Origin of the sequence: Chondromyces crocatus (assembly GCF_001189295.1) — a bacterium.
Classification (GTDB): Bacteria; Myxococcota_A; Polyangia; order Polyangiales; family Polyangiaceae; genus Chondromyces; species Chondromyces crocatus.
Genome location: NZ_CP012159.1, coordinates 196,222 through 210,440, shown reverse-complemented (window position 1 = coordinate 210,440; position 14,219 = coordinate 196,222). Strand labels below are relative to the sequence as shown.

The 14,219-nt window shown below is 68.9% G+C and carries 10 protein-coding genes; 8 read left to right on the top strand and 2 right to left on the bottom strand.

Annotated features, from left to right (window positions below):
* Positions 1-253: 253 nt before the first annotated feature.
* The 8 genes from CMC5_RS00765 (at position 254) to CMC5_RS00730 (ending at position 12,400) form a co-directional block, all read left to right on the top strand.
* Positions 254-2,029, top strand: coding sequence for a carbohydrate porin (locus CMC5_RS00765; RefSeq protein ID WP_156338005.1), 1,776 nt, complete (start codon positions 254-256; stop codon positions 2,027-2,029).
* Position 2,030: 1 nt separating this feature from the next.
* On the top strand, positions 2,031-3,989 hold the full coding sequence (locus tag CMC5_RS00760; protein WP_050428617.1) for an alpha-amylase family glycosyl hydrolase: 1,959 nt from the start codon (positions 2,031-2,033) through the stop codon (positions 3,987-3,989).
* 28 nt (positions 3,990-4,017) lie between these two features.
* Positions 4,018-5,103, top strand: a complete 1,086-nt coding sequence (locus tag CMC5_RS00755; protein ID WP_050428616.1) for an ABC transporter ATP-binding protein — start codon at positions 4,018-4,020, stop codon at positions 5,101-5,103.
* Between the two features lie 14 nt (positions 5,104-5,117).
* The gene (locus tag CMC5_RS00750) at positions 5,118-7,364 is read left to right on the top strand and encodes an extracellular solute-binding protein (protein WP_050428614.1); all 2,247 of its coding nucleotides are present in this window, start codon (positions 5,118-5,120) and stop codon (positions 7,362-7,364) included.
* On the top strand, positions 7,361-8,221 hold the full coding sequence (locus CMC5_RS00745) for a sugar ABC transporter permease (protein ID WP_050428613.1): 861 nt from the start codon (positions 7,361-7,363) through the stop codon (positions 8,219-8,221). Before CMC5_RS00750 ends, CMC5_RS00745 begins: the two co-directional genes overlap by 4 nt.
* A 66-nt stretch (positions 8,222-8,287) precedes the next feature.
* Positions 8,288-11,017, top strand: a complete 2,730-nt coding sequence (locus CMC5_RS00740; protein ID WP_050428612.1) for a hybrid sensor histidine kinase/response regulator — start codon at positions 8,288-8,290, stop codon at positions 11,015-11,017.
* Between the two features lies 1 nt (position 11,018).
* On the top strand, positions 11,019-11,903 hold the full coding sequence (locus CMC5_RS00735; RefSeq protein WP_050428611.1) for an ATP-binding response regulator: 885 nt from the start codon (positions 11,019-11,021) through the stop codon (positions 11,901-11,903).
* 32 nt (positions 11,904-11,935) lie between these two features.
* Positions 11,936-12,400, top strand: coding sequence for a CoA-binding protein (locus tag CMC5_RS00730; protein ID WP_050428610.1), 465 nt, complete (start codon positions 11,936-11,938; stop codon positions 12,398-12,400).
* Between the two features lie 111 nt (positions 12,401-12,511).
* Here CMC5_RS00730 and CMC5_RS00725 read toward each other — a convergent pair whose 3' ends face one another.
* Both CMC5_RS00725 and CMC5_RS45580 read right to left on the bottom strand, forming a co-directional pair.
* The gene (locus tag CMC5_RS00725) at positions 12,512-13,582 is read right to left on the bottom strand and encodes a hypothetical protein (RefSeq protein ID WP_156338003.1); all 1,071 of its coding nucleotides are present in this window, start codon (positions 13,580-13,582) and stop codon (positions 12,512-12,514) included.
* Between the two features lie 282 nt (positions 13,583-13,864).
* Entirely contained in the window at positions 13,865-14,059 is a 195-nt protein-coding gene (locus CMC5_RS45580; protein WP_169796401.1) for a hypothetical protein, read from the bottom strand.
* Positions 14,060-14,219 lie beyond the last annotated feature (160 nt).

Genomic DNA, 14,219 nt, shown 5'->3' with positions numbered 1-14,219 from the left:
AGTCGTTCCTGGTCCCCCTCGCGAAGGTGCTCAGGGCCGCGGCAAGCTCCGGCGACGAGCATACATGGGTTCACTTCGCGAGCGGTGAAAGATGACGCTTTGCCGAGGCCTGCCGGCGCGATGCGTCAGTCTTCTGTTGGCGTTGCCACGCAGCGTTGGTGCTCGCCATGCTCGTCGCCGCCGTCGAAAGCGTGACTTCACGGCGAAGTGCTTTGTGGCCATCCTTGTCGCGATTGAGGTAGCGTGCGCCGCCGTGCGTCGAACAAACCGGACGGGGGGTCGAGCGCTCCTCGGCGTGTGGACCGCGTTTTCCCTCCTCGTGAGCGCCTCGGGCGCGATCGCGCAGCCCGCGCAGCCGTCTCCCGAGCCTGCGCCGCCCGCGCCGCCCGTGCCGTCGGCGCAGCCCGCGCCGACCGCGCCGACCGAAGGGCAGGCCGCGCCCACGCCGACCGAGCCCCCTGGGGTCCCGGCGCCTGCGGAGCCCCCCGCGAATGCCCAGCCAGAGCCTGCTCCCGCAGCGCCTCCGGCTCCGCCACCGTCGGCGAAGCCCGACGACGGTATGGAGAAAGCGACGGGGGTCCCGGAGTCACCCGGCACGCCCGCGCCGCTGCCCGAGACCTCGGCGCCTGCGTCGGCGACCCAGCCCTTGCAGCCACAGACGCCCGCGCCTCCGAGCGGTAGCTTTCAGTTCGGCTCTTACGGTCGTGTCGTGGTGGGGGGCGATCTCACCGGGCGCCCCGGTCGCGACACCGACATCGTCGCGCGTGGCTCACGCCTCGACGAGAATACCTACCTGGAGCTGGAGTTTCGTCGTGAGGACTACTGGGAGAAGACCGACTCCAACACCCAGGTCGTCGCCACCCTCGCCTTCCAGCACCCCATCTTCCATTACAACGGCAATTTCGACGGCGTGGTGGGGATGCGCAATCTCTACCTGGAGTCGCGCGACCTGCTCGCCAAGGGGCTGGCCTTCTGGGCTGGCTCCAGGATGTACCGCGGCGACGACATCTACCTGCTCGACTGGTGGCCGCTCGACAACCTGAACACCCTCGGTGCAGGCGCCTGGTACAAATTCAACGACAACCGGACCGTCGTCGCCGTACACGGCGGCCTGACCCGGCCTCAGGACGGGTTCTTCGGCCAGACGGTGGAGCGCCCGCTGCCGTTCAACCAGGTCGGGTCGACGCAGGTCGACATCCTGTCGCGTCAGAAGTTCATCGGGAGCCTCAAGCTGAACCACCGCATCAAGCTCGGTGAAAAGGCGGGCGCCAAGGGGATCCTGTATGGCGAGACCCACCAGCTCCCGAGCGGTCAGCGCGAGACCGAGCCGGGGCGCTTCGAGCGGATGGCGTCGGACAGCGGGTACGTGATCGGTGGTCAGCTCGGTGCGTGGACGGGCGAGCGCGACACCTTCGTGAACCTCTTCGTCCGCTACGCCCGCGGACTCGCGGCCTACCCCGACTTCGCGGCGCCGGGGCAGCTCGCCATCGCGCGGTCGGACGAGGGGATCACCGAGTACAAGACCGACGGGGCGCACGAGTTCCGCGTGGCGCTCGGCGCGAACTACGAGAAGGGCCCCATCGGCGTGATGTTCGGCGCTTACTTCCGGTCGTTCCGGAACGCGAACCCCGACCTCGATCTGAATGACGTGGACGAGGGCATCTTGATCGCGCGGCCGCACTACTTCATCGGGGAGAAGGGCGGCATCGCGGTGGAAGCGTCGTACCAGGCGCAGCAGCGGGGCGTGCTCGCGGCCTCACCCGATGGCGGCGGGTCGCTCGCGGGCGGGTCGAGCGGGCTGCACACGGCGGGGCTCACCCGCTTCGGCATCATCCCGTTCCTGTCCCCCGCGGGGCGCGGCGATTACGTGCGGCCCCAGATCCGGGCGATGTACGTGATCACCCTGCGCGACGCCGGAGCGCGCGCGCTCTACCCGCAGGATGATGTGTTCAGCCTGCGGAAGGTGGAGCACTTCTTCGGGATCGGGGCCGAGTGGTGGTTCAACAACACCTGGAGCTACGGTGGGTGAGATGAAGAGGCAGCGCAGCAATCGGTTCACCGCGCCGCTCACGGCGCTCACGGCGCTCGCCCTGGCGCTCCCCGCGGCGGGGTGCATGCAGATCGAGGAGGAGCTCGCCGTCGAGGAGGTGCAGCTCCAGACCCACGTCGTCGACTGGCGTTCGGAGATCATCTACCAGGTGCTCGTCGATCGCTTCGCCGACGGCGACGCAGGCAACAACTTCGGGGTGAACCGCACCGCGCTCGGCAAGTGGCACGGCGGTGACTGGCGCGGGCTGGAGGAAAACCTGCCCTACCTGGAGGAACTCGGCGTCACCACGCTGTGGATCTCGCCGGCCGTGAAGAACGTCGACTCCGACGCCGGCTTCGATGGTTACCACGGCTACTGGACGCAGGCGTTCCTGGAGACGAACCCGCACTTCGGGGACCTCGCGGCGCTGCGGCGGCTGGTGCGGTCGGCCCACGATCGGGGGATGAAGATCATCCTCGACATCGTGACGAACCACGTCGGGCAGATGTTCTACTACGACATCAACGGCAACGGGCAGCCCGACATCCAGACCTTCGGCGGGGGCCGGCCGGGGCAGGACCCGGTGGTGAACGTCACCGAGTACGATCCGGAGTTCGATCCTCGGGGGGTCCAGGCGCGCACCTCGCTCGGCGAGTCGGGGCCGGCGCGGATCATCTTCCAGTACGACCCGGCGACGAACCACGTGCCGCCGGACCTGCCCTTGTTCCAGACGCCGGACGCTTACAACCGCAAGGGCCGGACCTTCGATTTCGAGGACCTCGACCAGCTCGTGCACGGCGACTTTCCGGGCGGGTTGAAGGACATCGACACGCGGCGGTGCGACGTGAAGCACGCGATGGTGGACGTCTTCGCCCGCTGGGTGGAGATGACCGACATCGACGGCTTCCGCATCGACACGCTGAAGCACGTGGAGCACGAGTTCTGGCGCTTCTTCGCCCAGCGCATGCGGCAGCGTCTGGCGGCCAAGGGGAAGACGAACTTCTTCATGTTCGGCGAGGCGTTCGACGGCAGGGACGACCTGATCGGCAGCTTCACCAAGAACACCGTGCCCGCCCACGAGCACGACACGCTGCTCGGCGGGGACCTCGAGCGTGAGAACGCGGAGTGTCCTGGCGAGGGCCCGCCGCTCACCGGCGAGATGGTGGACAGCGTGTTCTACTTCTCGCAGCACTTCACGGTGTTCCGCGACGTGTTCCGTCTGGGCGGGCCGACGCGGCGGATCGAGGATCTCTGGAACCAGCGCGCGACCAACTACGGGACCGAGCCGCACGCGGGCGGTACGGGGCTCTCACCGACGCAGACGCTGGTGAACTTCATCGACAACCACGACGTGGCGCGCTTCCTCTACACGGGCGCGGGCGTGCCGGAGTTCCCCGAGGGGCGCGATCCGTACGTGGCGCTCAAGAATGCGCTCTTGTTCTTGATGACCGAGGACGGGATCCCCTGCCTCTACTACGGCACCGAGCAGGGCTTCGAGGGCGGCAACGACCCAGCGAACCGCGAGCCGATGTGGGACGGTAACCCCAAGCTGAACCTCTCGGCGTACGACACCAGCGGGGACCTGTTCTCCTGGACCCGGCGGCTGACGCGGCTGCGCAGGGGCTACGAGGCGCTGTCCACCGGCAACCTGACGGTGCGCTGGTCGACGGAGGCGACGGGCGGCGAAGAAGACGCAGGGATGTTCGCGTTCTCGCGCCAGACGGAGGGCGGGGCGCACGCGCTGGTCGTCTTCAACACCCACACCTCGAAGGAGAGCAGCACGGCGTTCAACGGGAGCGGGATGGAAACCGGGCGTGATTCGGGCTCGGTGCTCGTCGACGTGCTGTCGCCGGAGCAGACGACGTACGAGGTCGGGGCGGACGGTCGGCTCGCCGTGACGCTGCCCCCGATGAGCGGCGCGATCCTCATCCCGCAGGAGCAGGTCAAGCCCGGCCTGTGAGCGGCCGCCGAGTCCAGGGGAGCACGCGATGGCCTCGGTCAGGGTGAAGGGACTCAACAAGCGCTTCGGTCAGACGCACGTGCTCCGAGGGGTGTCCGTGGAGGTGCCGGATGGCGCCTTCGCGGTGCTCGTCGGGCCGAGCGGGTGCGGGAAGTCGACGCTGCTCCGGTTGCTCGCGGGGCTCGAAGAGGCGGACGAGGGACAGATCAGCCTCGGGGATCGCGACGTCACCCGGCTGGAGCCACGGGATCGGGACATCGCGATGGTGTTCCAGTCCTACGCGTTGTACCCGCACCTGACCGTGCGCGAGAACCTCGCGTTCGGGCTGAAGCTGCGCAAGACGCCGGCGAGCGAGATCGAGGCGCGGGTGAAGGAGGCGTCGGAGATGCTCGGCCTCGGGCCGCTGCTCGAGCGCTACCCGAAGGCCCTGTCCGGAGGTCAGCGGCAGCGGGTGGCAATGGGGCGAGCGATCGTGCGGCGAGCGCAGCTCTTTCTGTTCGACGAGCCGCTCTCCAACCTCGACGCGGCGCTGCGGGCGCAGGTGCGGGTGGACATCCGCAAGCTGCACGATCGGATGGGGGCGACGAGCGTGTACGTGACGCACGACCAGGTGGAGGCGATGACGCTCGCCGACGTGCTGTTCGTGCTGAACAAGGGCGTAGTGGAGCAGGCGGGGCCGCCGCTCGAGATCTACGGCGCACCGCGGACGAAGTTCGTGGCGGGCTTCCTGGGCAGTCCAGCGATGAACTTCCTCGATGCGCGGCTGGAGTCGCGTGACGGTCGGTGGCTGGCCGCGCTGGGGCACGGGGTGGATGTGGCGATCGACGCCGAGGCGTTCGCGGGGGAGCTTCAAGCGGGGCGCCGGGTGACGCTCGGTGTGCGCCCGCACGACGTGGAGCTGTCGGGAGATGGCGCTGGGGCGCCGCTCGAGGTGAGCATCGTCGAGGCGCTGGGCGTGGAGTCGCTCGCGTACGGGACGCTGGCCGGGGCGCACTTCATCGCGCGCCTCGAACCCACGGCGAAGGTGAGCAAGGGCGAGACGATCCGGATCCTGTTCCGCAACGTCCACCTGTTCGACGCCGACACCGGCCTCTCGCTCCGCGCGAAGGCGTGAGGCGGCACCTGGCGATGAGGTCCTTCGCCTTCGCGCTGCTCGCCGCCCTGATCACGGTCCTCGTCGGGCTGCCTGGGCTGGCCTTGGCGGACGGGCGGCCGATCCGGGTGTGGCATGCGAAGCGCGACGCGGAGGCCCGGGCGCTCGCCGAGGTGCTGGCGTCATGGAAGGGGGCGGCGCTCGACGTTTTGCCGCTGCCGTACGACGCGTATGCGCGGAAGCTGGAGGCCTCGATCCCGATCGGGGACGGGCCTGATCTGTTCGTCGACGAGCACGGGCGCCTCGGCAATTTCAGGGCGCGTGGGATCGTGGCGCCAGTGGGGGATGCGCTCGAGGGCGAGGCGGTGTTCATCGGGCCCGCGCTCGACGCGCTGCGGGCCGAGGGACAGGTCTGGGGGTTGCCGATCGGGCAGAAGTGCCTCGCGCTCTTCGTCAACACGGCGCTCGCTCCCGAGGTGCCCGCGGATCTGGAGGGCATCGCGGCGCTGCGGACCACGCTGCCCCGAGGGGTCTACCCGCTGGTCTACGAGGCGCAGGGGCTCTATGCGCATGCGGCCATCCTCGGCGCGTTCGGCGTCCCGCTGCTCACGGAGGACGGGCAGTTCGGGGTGGTCGGTCCCGAGGCAGCAAAGTCGCTCGCGCTCGTGAAGTGGCTGCTCGATGAGCAGGCGATCCCCGGGGACGCGAGCGGCGCGCTGATCGGGGACCTCTTCCGGGCGGGGCAGGCGGCGTTCGCGATCAGCGGGCCCTGGTTCACCGGCGGGCTCTCGCCCGAGGTGCAGCAGCGGACGCGGGTGGTGCCGCTGCCGAAGGTCCGGGCGACGAGGCAGCCGATGCGCCCGCTGCTGGGGGTGGAGGCGGTGATGCTCACGCCGGACGGCGCGCGGCGGTCCGAGGTGCGAGCGCTGGCGCGTCACCTGGCGAGTGCCGGGGCGTCCGAGGTGCGGCTGAAGATCGCGGGGATTCCGCCGGCGCGCTCCGACGTCGAGGTGCCGGCGGACGATCCGTTCGTGAGCGCGTTCGTCGAGCAAGCGAAGGTGGCCATCCCGCAACCGACCTCACCTGCGAGCCGCTCCCTGTGGGACCCGATGGACCGGGCCATCCGCAAGGTGCTGCGCGGGGTGGCCACGCCCGAGGAGGCGCTCGAAGAGGCGCAGCACCGCTTCGACGACGTGCGTCGGCCACTGCCGCCGCCGGCGTCTCCTGCGCCGCTCGTTTTGGTGCTCGGGGTACTCTGCTTGCTCGGGGCGCTGCGGTGGGTGCGGCTCGCGCGCTCGGGTGAGCTGGGACCTGCGCTGAAGCGCTCGCTGCCGGCATACAAATACGTGCTCCACGCGGTGGTGGTCGTGGGGGTCCTGGTGATCACGCCGCTCGTCATCGGCGCGGCCACGTCGCTCTTCGCGAGCCGACAGGAGGAGCCGCAGCGGTACGTGGGGCTGGCGAACTTCATCGACATCCTGACGGCGCGCGGCGGCCCCTTGTTCGCGAGCGGGTCGTTCTACCTCGTCCTCGCCGTGACCTTGCTCTGGACGGTGGTGAACGTCTTCTTCCACGTGACACTGGGTGCGGCGCTGGCCCTGTTGCTGCATCGGCCCACGCTTCGGCTGCGCGCGCTCTACCGGGTGCTGCTCATCGTGCCCTGGGCCGTGCCGAGCTACGTGACGGCGCTCTCGTGGAAGGGGCTCTTCCACCGGCAGTACGGGGCGGTGACCGGCCTCCTGGAGTGGCTGAACGGGGTGTTCGGCACGACCATGGAGCCCATTTCCTGGTTCTCGAGCTTCGCCACGGCGTTCACGGCGAACGCGGCCACGAACATCTGGCTCGGCTTCCCGTTCATGATGGTGATCACTCTGGGCGCGCTCACGGCGGTGCCCGACGACGTGCTGGAGGCCGCGTGGGTGGACGGGGCCTCGCGCTGGCAGCGGCTGACGCTGATCACCCTGCCCATGATCCGGCCCACGCTGGCGCCGTCGATCACCCTGGGCGCGATCTGGACGTTCAACATGTTCAACGTGGTCTTCCTGGTCTCGGGCGGTGATCCGGACGGGACCACCGACATCCTGATTTCCGAAGCCTACCGCTGGGCGTTCACGCGCGAGGGACAGTACGGTTACGCCGCAGCGTACTCGGTGCTGATCTTCCTGTTGCTCGTGGGCGCGACGCGGACCTTGAACCGCAAGAAGATCCCGGCCGAGAGCGCCAAGGAGGCGCAGCCCGCCCCTGGGGATGCGGCGGCACAGGCCCGCCCGGAGGCCGCATGAACCGCAAGCCGTCGGTGCTGGAGTCCGTCGCGTCGCACGTGCTCCTGGTGATCGCGGTGGCGTTCGCGCTCTACCCGGTGCTCTGGGTGGTCTCGCTGGCGTTTTCAGGGGAGCGGCCGCCGGAGGCGCGGGTGTTCCCCGTGCCGCACGATCCGACGCTGGCGCACCTGGAGGCGGTGGTGCTCAGCTCGAAGAAGGTCGGCGACGAGACGATTTACCTCTTCGGGCGGCAGGCCCTGAACTCGATCGTGGTGGCGGTCGCGACCGCACTGGTCGGGGTGCTCATCGCCATCCCCACCTCGTACGCCCTGGCCCGCTTCCGCTTCGTCGGCAAGGAGGGGGGCGTGAAGGCGCTGCTCGCCACGCAGATGTTCCCGACCGTGGCGAGCGCGATCCCGCTCTACCTGTTGCTCGATCGGCTGGGGCTCCTCAACTCACGGACGGGCCTCGTGGTCTGCTACGCGTCGACCTCGGTCCCCTTCGCGATCTTCCAGCTCCGTGCGGTATTCGAGTCGATCCCGGTGGACCTCGAGGAGGCGGCGATGGTCGACGGGGCGACCCGCTTCCAGGCCTTCCTCAAGGTGGCGCTACCGGCGGCCCGCCCGGCCATCGCGGTGACGGCGCTGTTCGCGTTCATGAGCGCGTACAACGAGTTCATCCTGGCGGCGACGCTGCTCGGCAAGGAGGAGATGTTCACCCTGCCAGTCCTCCTCCAGAGCTACATCGGGGAGTACGACGCGCAGTGGGAGCGGTTCGCGGCCGGGGCGCTGATCGTCTCGCTGCCGGTGATGGCGCTGTTTTACGTGGCGCAGCGCCACCTGGTCTCGGGCCTGACCGCAGGCGGGGTCAAGGGTTAGCCCGAGCCGAAAGCCCCTTCTCAAGCCGTGGACGCGGCACTTTGGAGCCGCTATCGATGGCGTGCCATGCCCGAGGCCAGCGATCCGTCCGCGCGCGCCGTCGTCGACAGCGGCCCGATCGACCCCCCGGTGACCAGCAGGGGGCCGGCCACCCGTGTCTTTCGTGCCGTGCTCCTGAGCCGCAGGGCGCGAGAGCTGGTCGGCCCCGCGGTGACCGCGGCGGTGGCATTGACGATCGCGCTGCTGGACAAGATCAACTGGCACGTCCCGAATCCGCCCGCGATCCTGTCCATGCTCATCGTGTTCGCTGCGTTCGTCGGCGGGATGCGCAGCGGGCTCGTCACGGCGGCAATCACCAGCTTTTACCTGGCGTCTTATTACTCCGACTCTGGTGAGCCGTTCGTCTACGTCTACAACGACGACAACCTGCTCCGGGTGATCGTGACCCTGGTGACGACACCGGCGATGGCCTTCATGGCCGGCATCGCCAAGCGCCGCGCGGACGCCATGGGCGAAGAGTCGCTCCAGCGAGAGCGCGAGCACTCGGCCAGCCTGCGTGCGCTGCTCGAGCGGCGGAGGCAAGCGGAGGAAGAGCTGTCGCGCGCGAAGGAGGCGGCAGAGACTGCGAGCCGGGCGAAGAGCGAGTTCCTCGCGAGCGTCAGCCACGAGATCCGCACGCCGATGAACGGCATCATCGGCATGACCACGCTCGCCCTCCAGACCGAGCTGACCCGCGAGCAGCGGGAGTTCCTCGAGATGGTCAAGGTCTCGGGCGAGGCGCTGCTCTCGATCATCAACGAGGTCCTCGACTTCTCGAAGATCGAGGCGGGCAAGATGGAGCTCGAGCCGCTGCCCTTCGACATGAGCGAGGTGGTCGGTGACGCGATGAAGACCCTCGCGTTCCGCACGCACGAGAAGGGGCTGGAGCTGGCCTACGAGATCGAGCCCGAGGTGCCGGAGGTGCTGATCGGGGACGCGCTGCGTTTGCGGCAGGTGCTGATCAACCTGGTCGGCAACGCGGTGAAGTTCACCCCCGTGGGCGAGGTGGTGGTGCGGGTCGGTGTCGATGAGCGGCTGCCTGCCGAGCGGCGCCCGGCCCGGAAGCTCGCCGGCGTGGACGAGAAGGACCTCGGCGACGAGGTGATGTTGCACGTCCGCGTCAGCGACACGGGCATCGGGATCGCGCCGGAGAAGCAGCAGCGGGTCTTCGAGGCGTTCGCGCAGGCCGACGGATCGACGACGCGGAAGTACGGGGGGACGGGCCTCGGGCTGACCATCAGCGCGCGCCTCGTGGAGATGATGGAGGGGGCGATCTGGATCGAGAGCGAGGTGGGCCGGGGGAGCACGTTCCACTTCACCGCGAAGCTTCGCGCCGTGGAGCGGCCGGCGCGCTCGCTCCGGGTGCCGGTGCCGTCCGAGCTTTCGGGGACGCGGGTGCTGATTGCCGACGACAACGCGACCAACCGTGCCATCCTGGAGAGGATGGTGCAGGGCTGGGGGGCGGAGCCAGTGATGGTCGACTCCGGCGCTGCCGCGATCGCCGCGCTGGAGGCGCCGCAGGTCGGGAACGAGCCGCCGTTCGAACTCTTGATCCTCGACGCGAAGATGCCGCGGGTGGACGGCTTCGGTGTCGCGGAGAGGGCCCGGAAGCTCTACGGACCCAAGGCGCGCATGATCTTGCTGCTCAGCTCCGCGGTGGTCCACGCGGACACGGCGCGGGCGCGGGAGCTCGGGGTCTTCACGGTGATGACGAAGCCGGTCAAGCCGTCGGCCTTGCTGGAGGCGGCGCTCCAGGCGCTCGGCATCCGGGCGCCGATCTCGCTCCAGGGGGAAGAGCGACGTCGGGCCGGGCCGAAGGCGCGAGGGCTGCGCGTGCTCGTCGCCGAGGACAACATCATCAACCAGAAGCTCATGCGCCGCTGGCTGGAGTCCCAGTCCCATCGGGTCCACGTGGTAGAGAACGGACGGGTCGCGGTGGAGATGCTGGCCAGAGAGCACTTCGACGTGGCACTGCTGGACGTGGAGATGCCCGAGATGGATGGCCTGCAAGCCGCACGCGCCATTCGTGCCCGCGAGAAGCGTGAGGGCGGACGGCGTGTTCCACTCATCGTGGTGACGGCCTACGCCATGAAAGGGGATCGTGAGCGATGCCTGGCCGAGGGCTTCGACGCTTACGTCTCCAAGCCGGTGCAGGTCGAGGAGCTGTACGAGGCCATCGACCACCTCGCCGCGCCAGCCCAGGAGACGAGCCACGAGCCAGCGCCCGTCATCTCCCTCGCCGGGCCTTCTTCCGAGCCTGGCCACCTGATCGCTGCCCAGGCGACGACGGGAGCGCCGGTCAGCGCCTCCCCGGGAGCTGCCGCGAGCCCCGCCTCTGGTGAAGGGGGGATCCCGCCCTCGACCGCACGGCAAGAGGCGGTGTCGTTCGATCGAGAGAAGGCGCTCTCGCGGGTGGGCCATGACGAGGAGCTGCTCCAGGAACTCGTCGAGGTGTTCCTGGAGGAGCGACCTCGCTGGATGGTCGAGGTGGACGCCGCGCTGGTGGCAGGGGACGCCAAGCGTCTTCAGCGCGCTGCTCACACGGTCAAGGGCTCGGTCGACAACTTCGGCGCCACGGCCACCTGGTCGGCGGCGCTCCGGCTGGAGCAGCTCGCGCGGGCCGGAGAGCTCGGCGCCGCTCCGGAAGCCGCCGCGACCCTCCACGCGTCGCTCGGGCGGCTCGCCACCGATCTGCGCGCGCTGCTCACCGAGCTGCAGGGCGGAGACGCGCCGACCACGCAGCAGAGAGAGGTGTGACATGGTGAAGGTGCTGGTGGTCGACGACTCCGCGATTGATCGCCGCCTCGCGGCGGGCTTTCTGCGGCGCGCTGGCATGGAGGCCGTTCACGCGGAGCACGGCGCCGAGGCGCTGGAGCGCATCACGCGGGAAGCGCCGGACATCGTGATCACCGATCTCCAGATGCCAGAGATGGACGGCCTCGAGCTGGTCGAGGCGATCCGGCGCAGCCACTCGGGAATGCCCGTGGTTCTCATGACCGCCCACGGAAGCGAGGACATCGCGGTGCAGGCGCTGCGACGGGGCGCCGCCAGCTATGTTCCGAAGCGCGATCTCGCGAACACGCTGGTCTCGACGGTTCAGCAGATCCTGGAGGTGGCGCGCCGCGAGCGGCAAGAGCAGATCCTGCGGGCCTGTCTTCATGCAGCCGAATGGCACTTCGAACTCGACAACGACATCGCCCAGATCCCGGCGGTCGTGGGACACCTGGAACAGAGTGTGGTCCGCCTGGGGTTGTGCGACGAGGCGATGAGCCTGCAAGTCGCGGTGGCCTTGCGCGAGGTGCTGGTGAACGCCATCTACCATGGCAACCTGGAGGTCAGCTCGGCTCTCCTCGAGCATGGGAGCCACTTCGACGAGCTGGTTCGGCAGCGCAAGAGCGAGCGCCCCTACTGCGATCGGCGGGTACGGCTCCTCGCCAGGGAGACGCGCGAGGAGGCGGTCTACGTCATCACCGACGAAGGTCCTGGTTTTGATCCCTCCACGCTCCCCGACCCATTCGATCTCGAGAACCTGGAGAAGCCGAGCGGCCGCGGGCTCCTCCTCGTCCGTACGTTCATGGACGAGGTGACGCACAATGAGCGCGGCAACGAGATCACGCTGCGGCTCCGACGGCGCGATCCGTGAGCGGTTCTCCCCTGCGTGGTAGAGATCACGACATGAGCCGTGGCGCGTCGAAAGAGACTCATGGTCGGTTGGTGACGGACCAGGCAGGGATTCTCGAGATCGCGGGCCGTGCGCGCCGTGTGGCCGTGCTCGGGATCAAGACGGAGGCGCAGTCGGACCAGCCTGCCTTTTATGTTGCCGAGTACCTCGCGCAGGTCGGCGTGGAGGTGATCCCGGTGCCGGTGTACTACCCCGAGGTGAAGGTGATCCTGGGCCGTCCCGTCCACCGACGCGTGGCCGATGTCACGGGGCCCATCGACATCGTCGACGTCTTCCGGCGACCTGCTGACATCGACGCGCATGTCGACGACCTGATCGCTGCCCGCCCTGCAGTGGTCTGGTTTCAGTCCGGCATACGGAACGAGGCTGCGGCAGCGCGACTCGTCGGTGCGGGGATCGACGTGGTGCAGGACAGCTGCCTCATGGTGGAGCACCGGAGAGCCCGAGCCGCACATTGAGCGATAGGAGGGTCCGCACCCCGATCGTACCCTCTTCGCAATGGCTCGCGACGTGATCGCGTGGGGGACCCGGCCGACGAGCTGGGCGCCGCATCGGCCGGAGGCGCTTTCTCAGTTACAGGTGGCACCGATGCACGCGGCGAGCTGCGACTCGCACCGCTGCTGCAAGCAGCTGAAATCTCCCCCGCAGAACGGTATCGCCCCGATGGCACAGGTCAGAAACTGATCGACGAAGAACTGCACGTTGGCGCACCCCTGGGAGACGCAGTTCGAGATGCAGGCGATGCTGAAGCCTGGGGGGTTCTGGCTGGTGTCGATGCACTGGAGCGAGCACAGCACCACCTCCAGGCAACCCATGGGCTGGCACTGGCCGCAGTCTTGCGGACAGATCGAGCAGGTCTCGAAACTCTCGCACGCGCCATTGCCGCACACGGAGCAGACGCCGCAGTCCTGCTGGCACGACGCGCAGGTCTCGTTCGCGCTGCACACGCCATTGCCACACTGAGGACAGGTGCCGCAGTCGGCCGGGCACGTGAAGCAGGTCTCGTTGCTCGGGTTGCAGACGCCATCGCCGCAGCTGGGGCAGGTGCCGCAGTCGGGGGCACAGGACAGACAGTTCTCGGTCGCCTGGCAGATGCCGTCGCCACAGGCCGGGCACACGCCGCAGTCGGCCGGGCAAGATGCGCAGGTCTCGTTCGCGCCGCAGGTGCCGTCACCGCACGCGGCGCACAGGCCGCAGTCGAGCGGGCAGCTCGCGCACGACTCGTCAGCGCCGCAGGCGCCATCGCCACAGGCCGTGCAGCTACCACAGTCGATCGGACAGCTATCGCAATTTTCCGCGTCGCTGCACGAGCCATCCCCGCAGTCGACGCACACCCCGCAGTCGACGGAGCAGGAGCGGCAGTCCTCGTCGTCCGAGCATGTGCCATCGCCGCATCCTGCACAGCGACCACAGTCCGGGGCGCAGGAGGCGCAGTCTTCCCCCAGGTCGCAGAGCCCGTCTCCACACTGGACGGTGTGAACAGGTGGACCTTCGGGGTTGATGTCGTCCCAGGTGCCCGTTCGGCCACACCCGACGGCGAGCGCAACCATCATGATCACGGCGGCTGCCGCGGCGGCCACCATGCGTCCGGGGAGGGAGCCAAGGGGAGGTGCAGCAGCAGGGAGATGGTTGGCAGCCATACGAAGCTCTGTCGTGAGGAGGTGGAAGGAAGCGCGCTGTGACACGTGACCGGAAGGCAAGCCTCCGGACGCGCGACGATCGGGGGACGATCCGAGAAAGAATATCCTGACCGGAGCGGTCCGACCTCCGTCAACGCAGTGGGTTCGACGGAGCGTGTAGGGGAAACCACCGTCACGAGGACAAAAAAGGAAAAGGCGATGCCGTGAAGCATCGCCTTTTCGGTGCGTGCGGTCCGCTCACCGGGGCCCAGGGCCCAGGGAGCAGGCGGCGCGCTCCCCGAATCAGGGCGCCGCGGGGGCGTCTGCGGGGGCCTCGGGGGCCTCGGGCGCCGCGGGAGCCTCGGGGGCCTCGGGCACAGCGGGGGCCTCGGGGGCAGCCGGGGTCTCGGGAGCCTCGGGCACGGCGGGGGCGCCGCCACAGGCGACCGCGAAAACCGAGATGGCGAGGGCGGAGAGGGTAAGGGCGAGCTTGTTCATGGTTCTATCCTCCAGACAGAGTCGGGTGAACACCGCTGGAACTTCCCGCGGCACCCCACCAGACGCTCGACCCCCCAAGAACGGCTCACCGATTTCTTCATTCGGTCATCCGAATGTTCTCTGAGCCGTCCGCAGCTCACCAGGCGTCTAGCTTCTACGA

Coding starts and splice junctions, on each gene's coding strand:
- CMC5_RS00755 (WP_050428616.1), top strand. CDS start 4,018: ATGGCCTCGGTCAGGGTGAAGGGACTCAACAAGCGCTTCGGTCAGACG.
- CMC5_RS00740 (WP_050428612.1), top strand. CDS start 8,288: ATGCCCGAGGCCAGCGATCCGTCCGCGCGCGCCGTCGTCGACAGCGGC.
- CMC5_RS00750 (WP_050428614.1), top strand. CDS start 5,118: ATGAGGTCCTTCGCCTTCGCGCTGCTCGCCGCCCTGATCACGGTCCTC.
- CMC5_RS00735 (WP_050428611.1), top strand. CDS start 11,019: ATGGTGAAGGTGCTGGTGGTCGACGACTCCGCGATTGATCGCCGCCTC.
- CMC5_RS45580 (WP_169796401.1), bottom strand. CDS start 14,059: ATGAACAAGCTCGCCCTTACCCTCTCCGCCCTCGCCATCTCGGTTTTC.
- CMC5_RS00730 (WP_050428610.1), top strand. CDS start 11,936: ATGAGCCGTGGCGCGTCGAAAGAGACTCATGGTCGGTTGGTGACGGAC.
- CMC5_RS00725 (WP_156338003.1), bottom strand. CDS start 13,582: ATGGCTGCCAACCATCTCCCTGCTGCTGCACCTCCCCTTGGCTCCCTC.
- CMC5_RS00745 (WP_050428613.1), top strand. CDS start 7,361: ATGAACCGCAAGCCGTCGGTGCTGGAGTCCGTCGCGTCGCACGTGCTC.
- CMC5_RS00760 (WP_050428617.1), top strand. CDS start 2,031: ATGAAGAGGCAGCGCAGCAATCGGTTCACCGCGCCGCTCACGGCGCTC.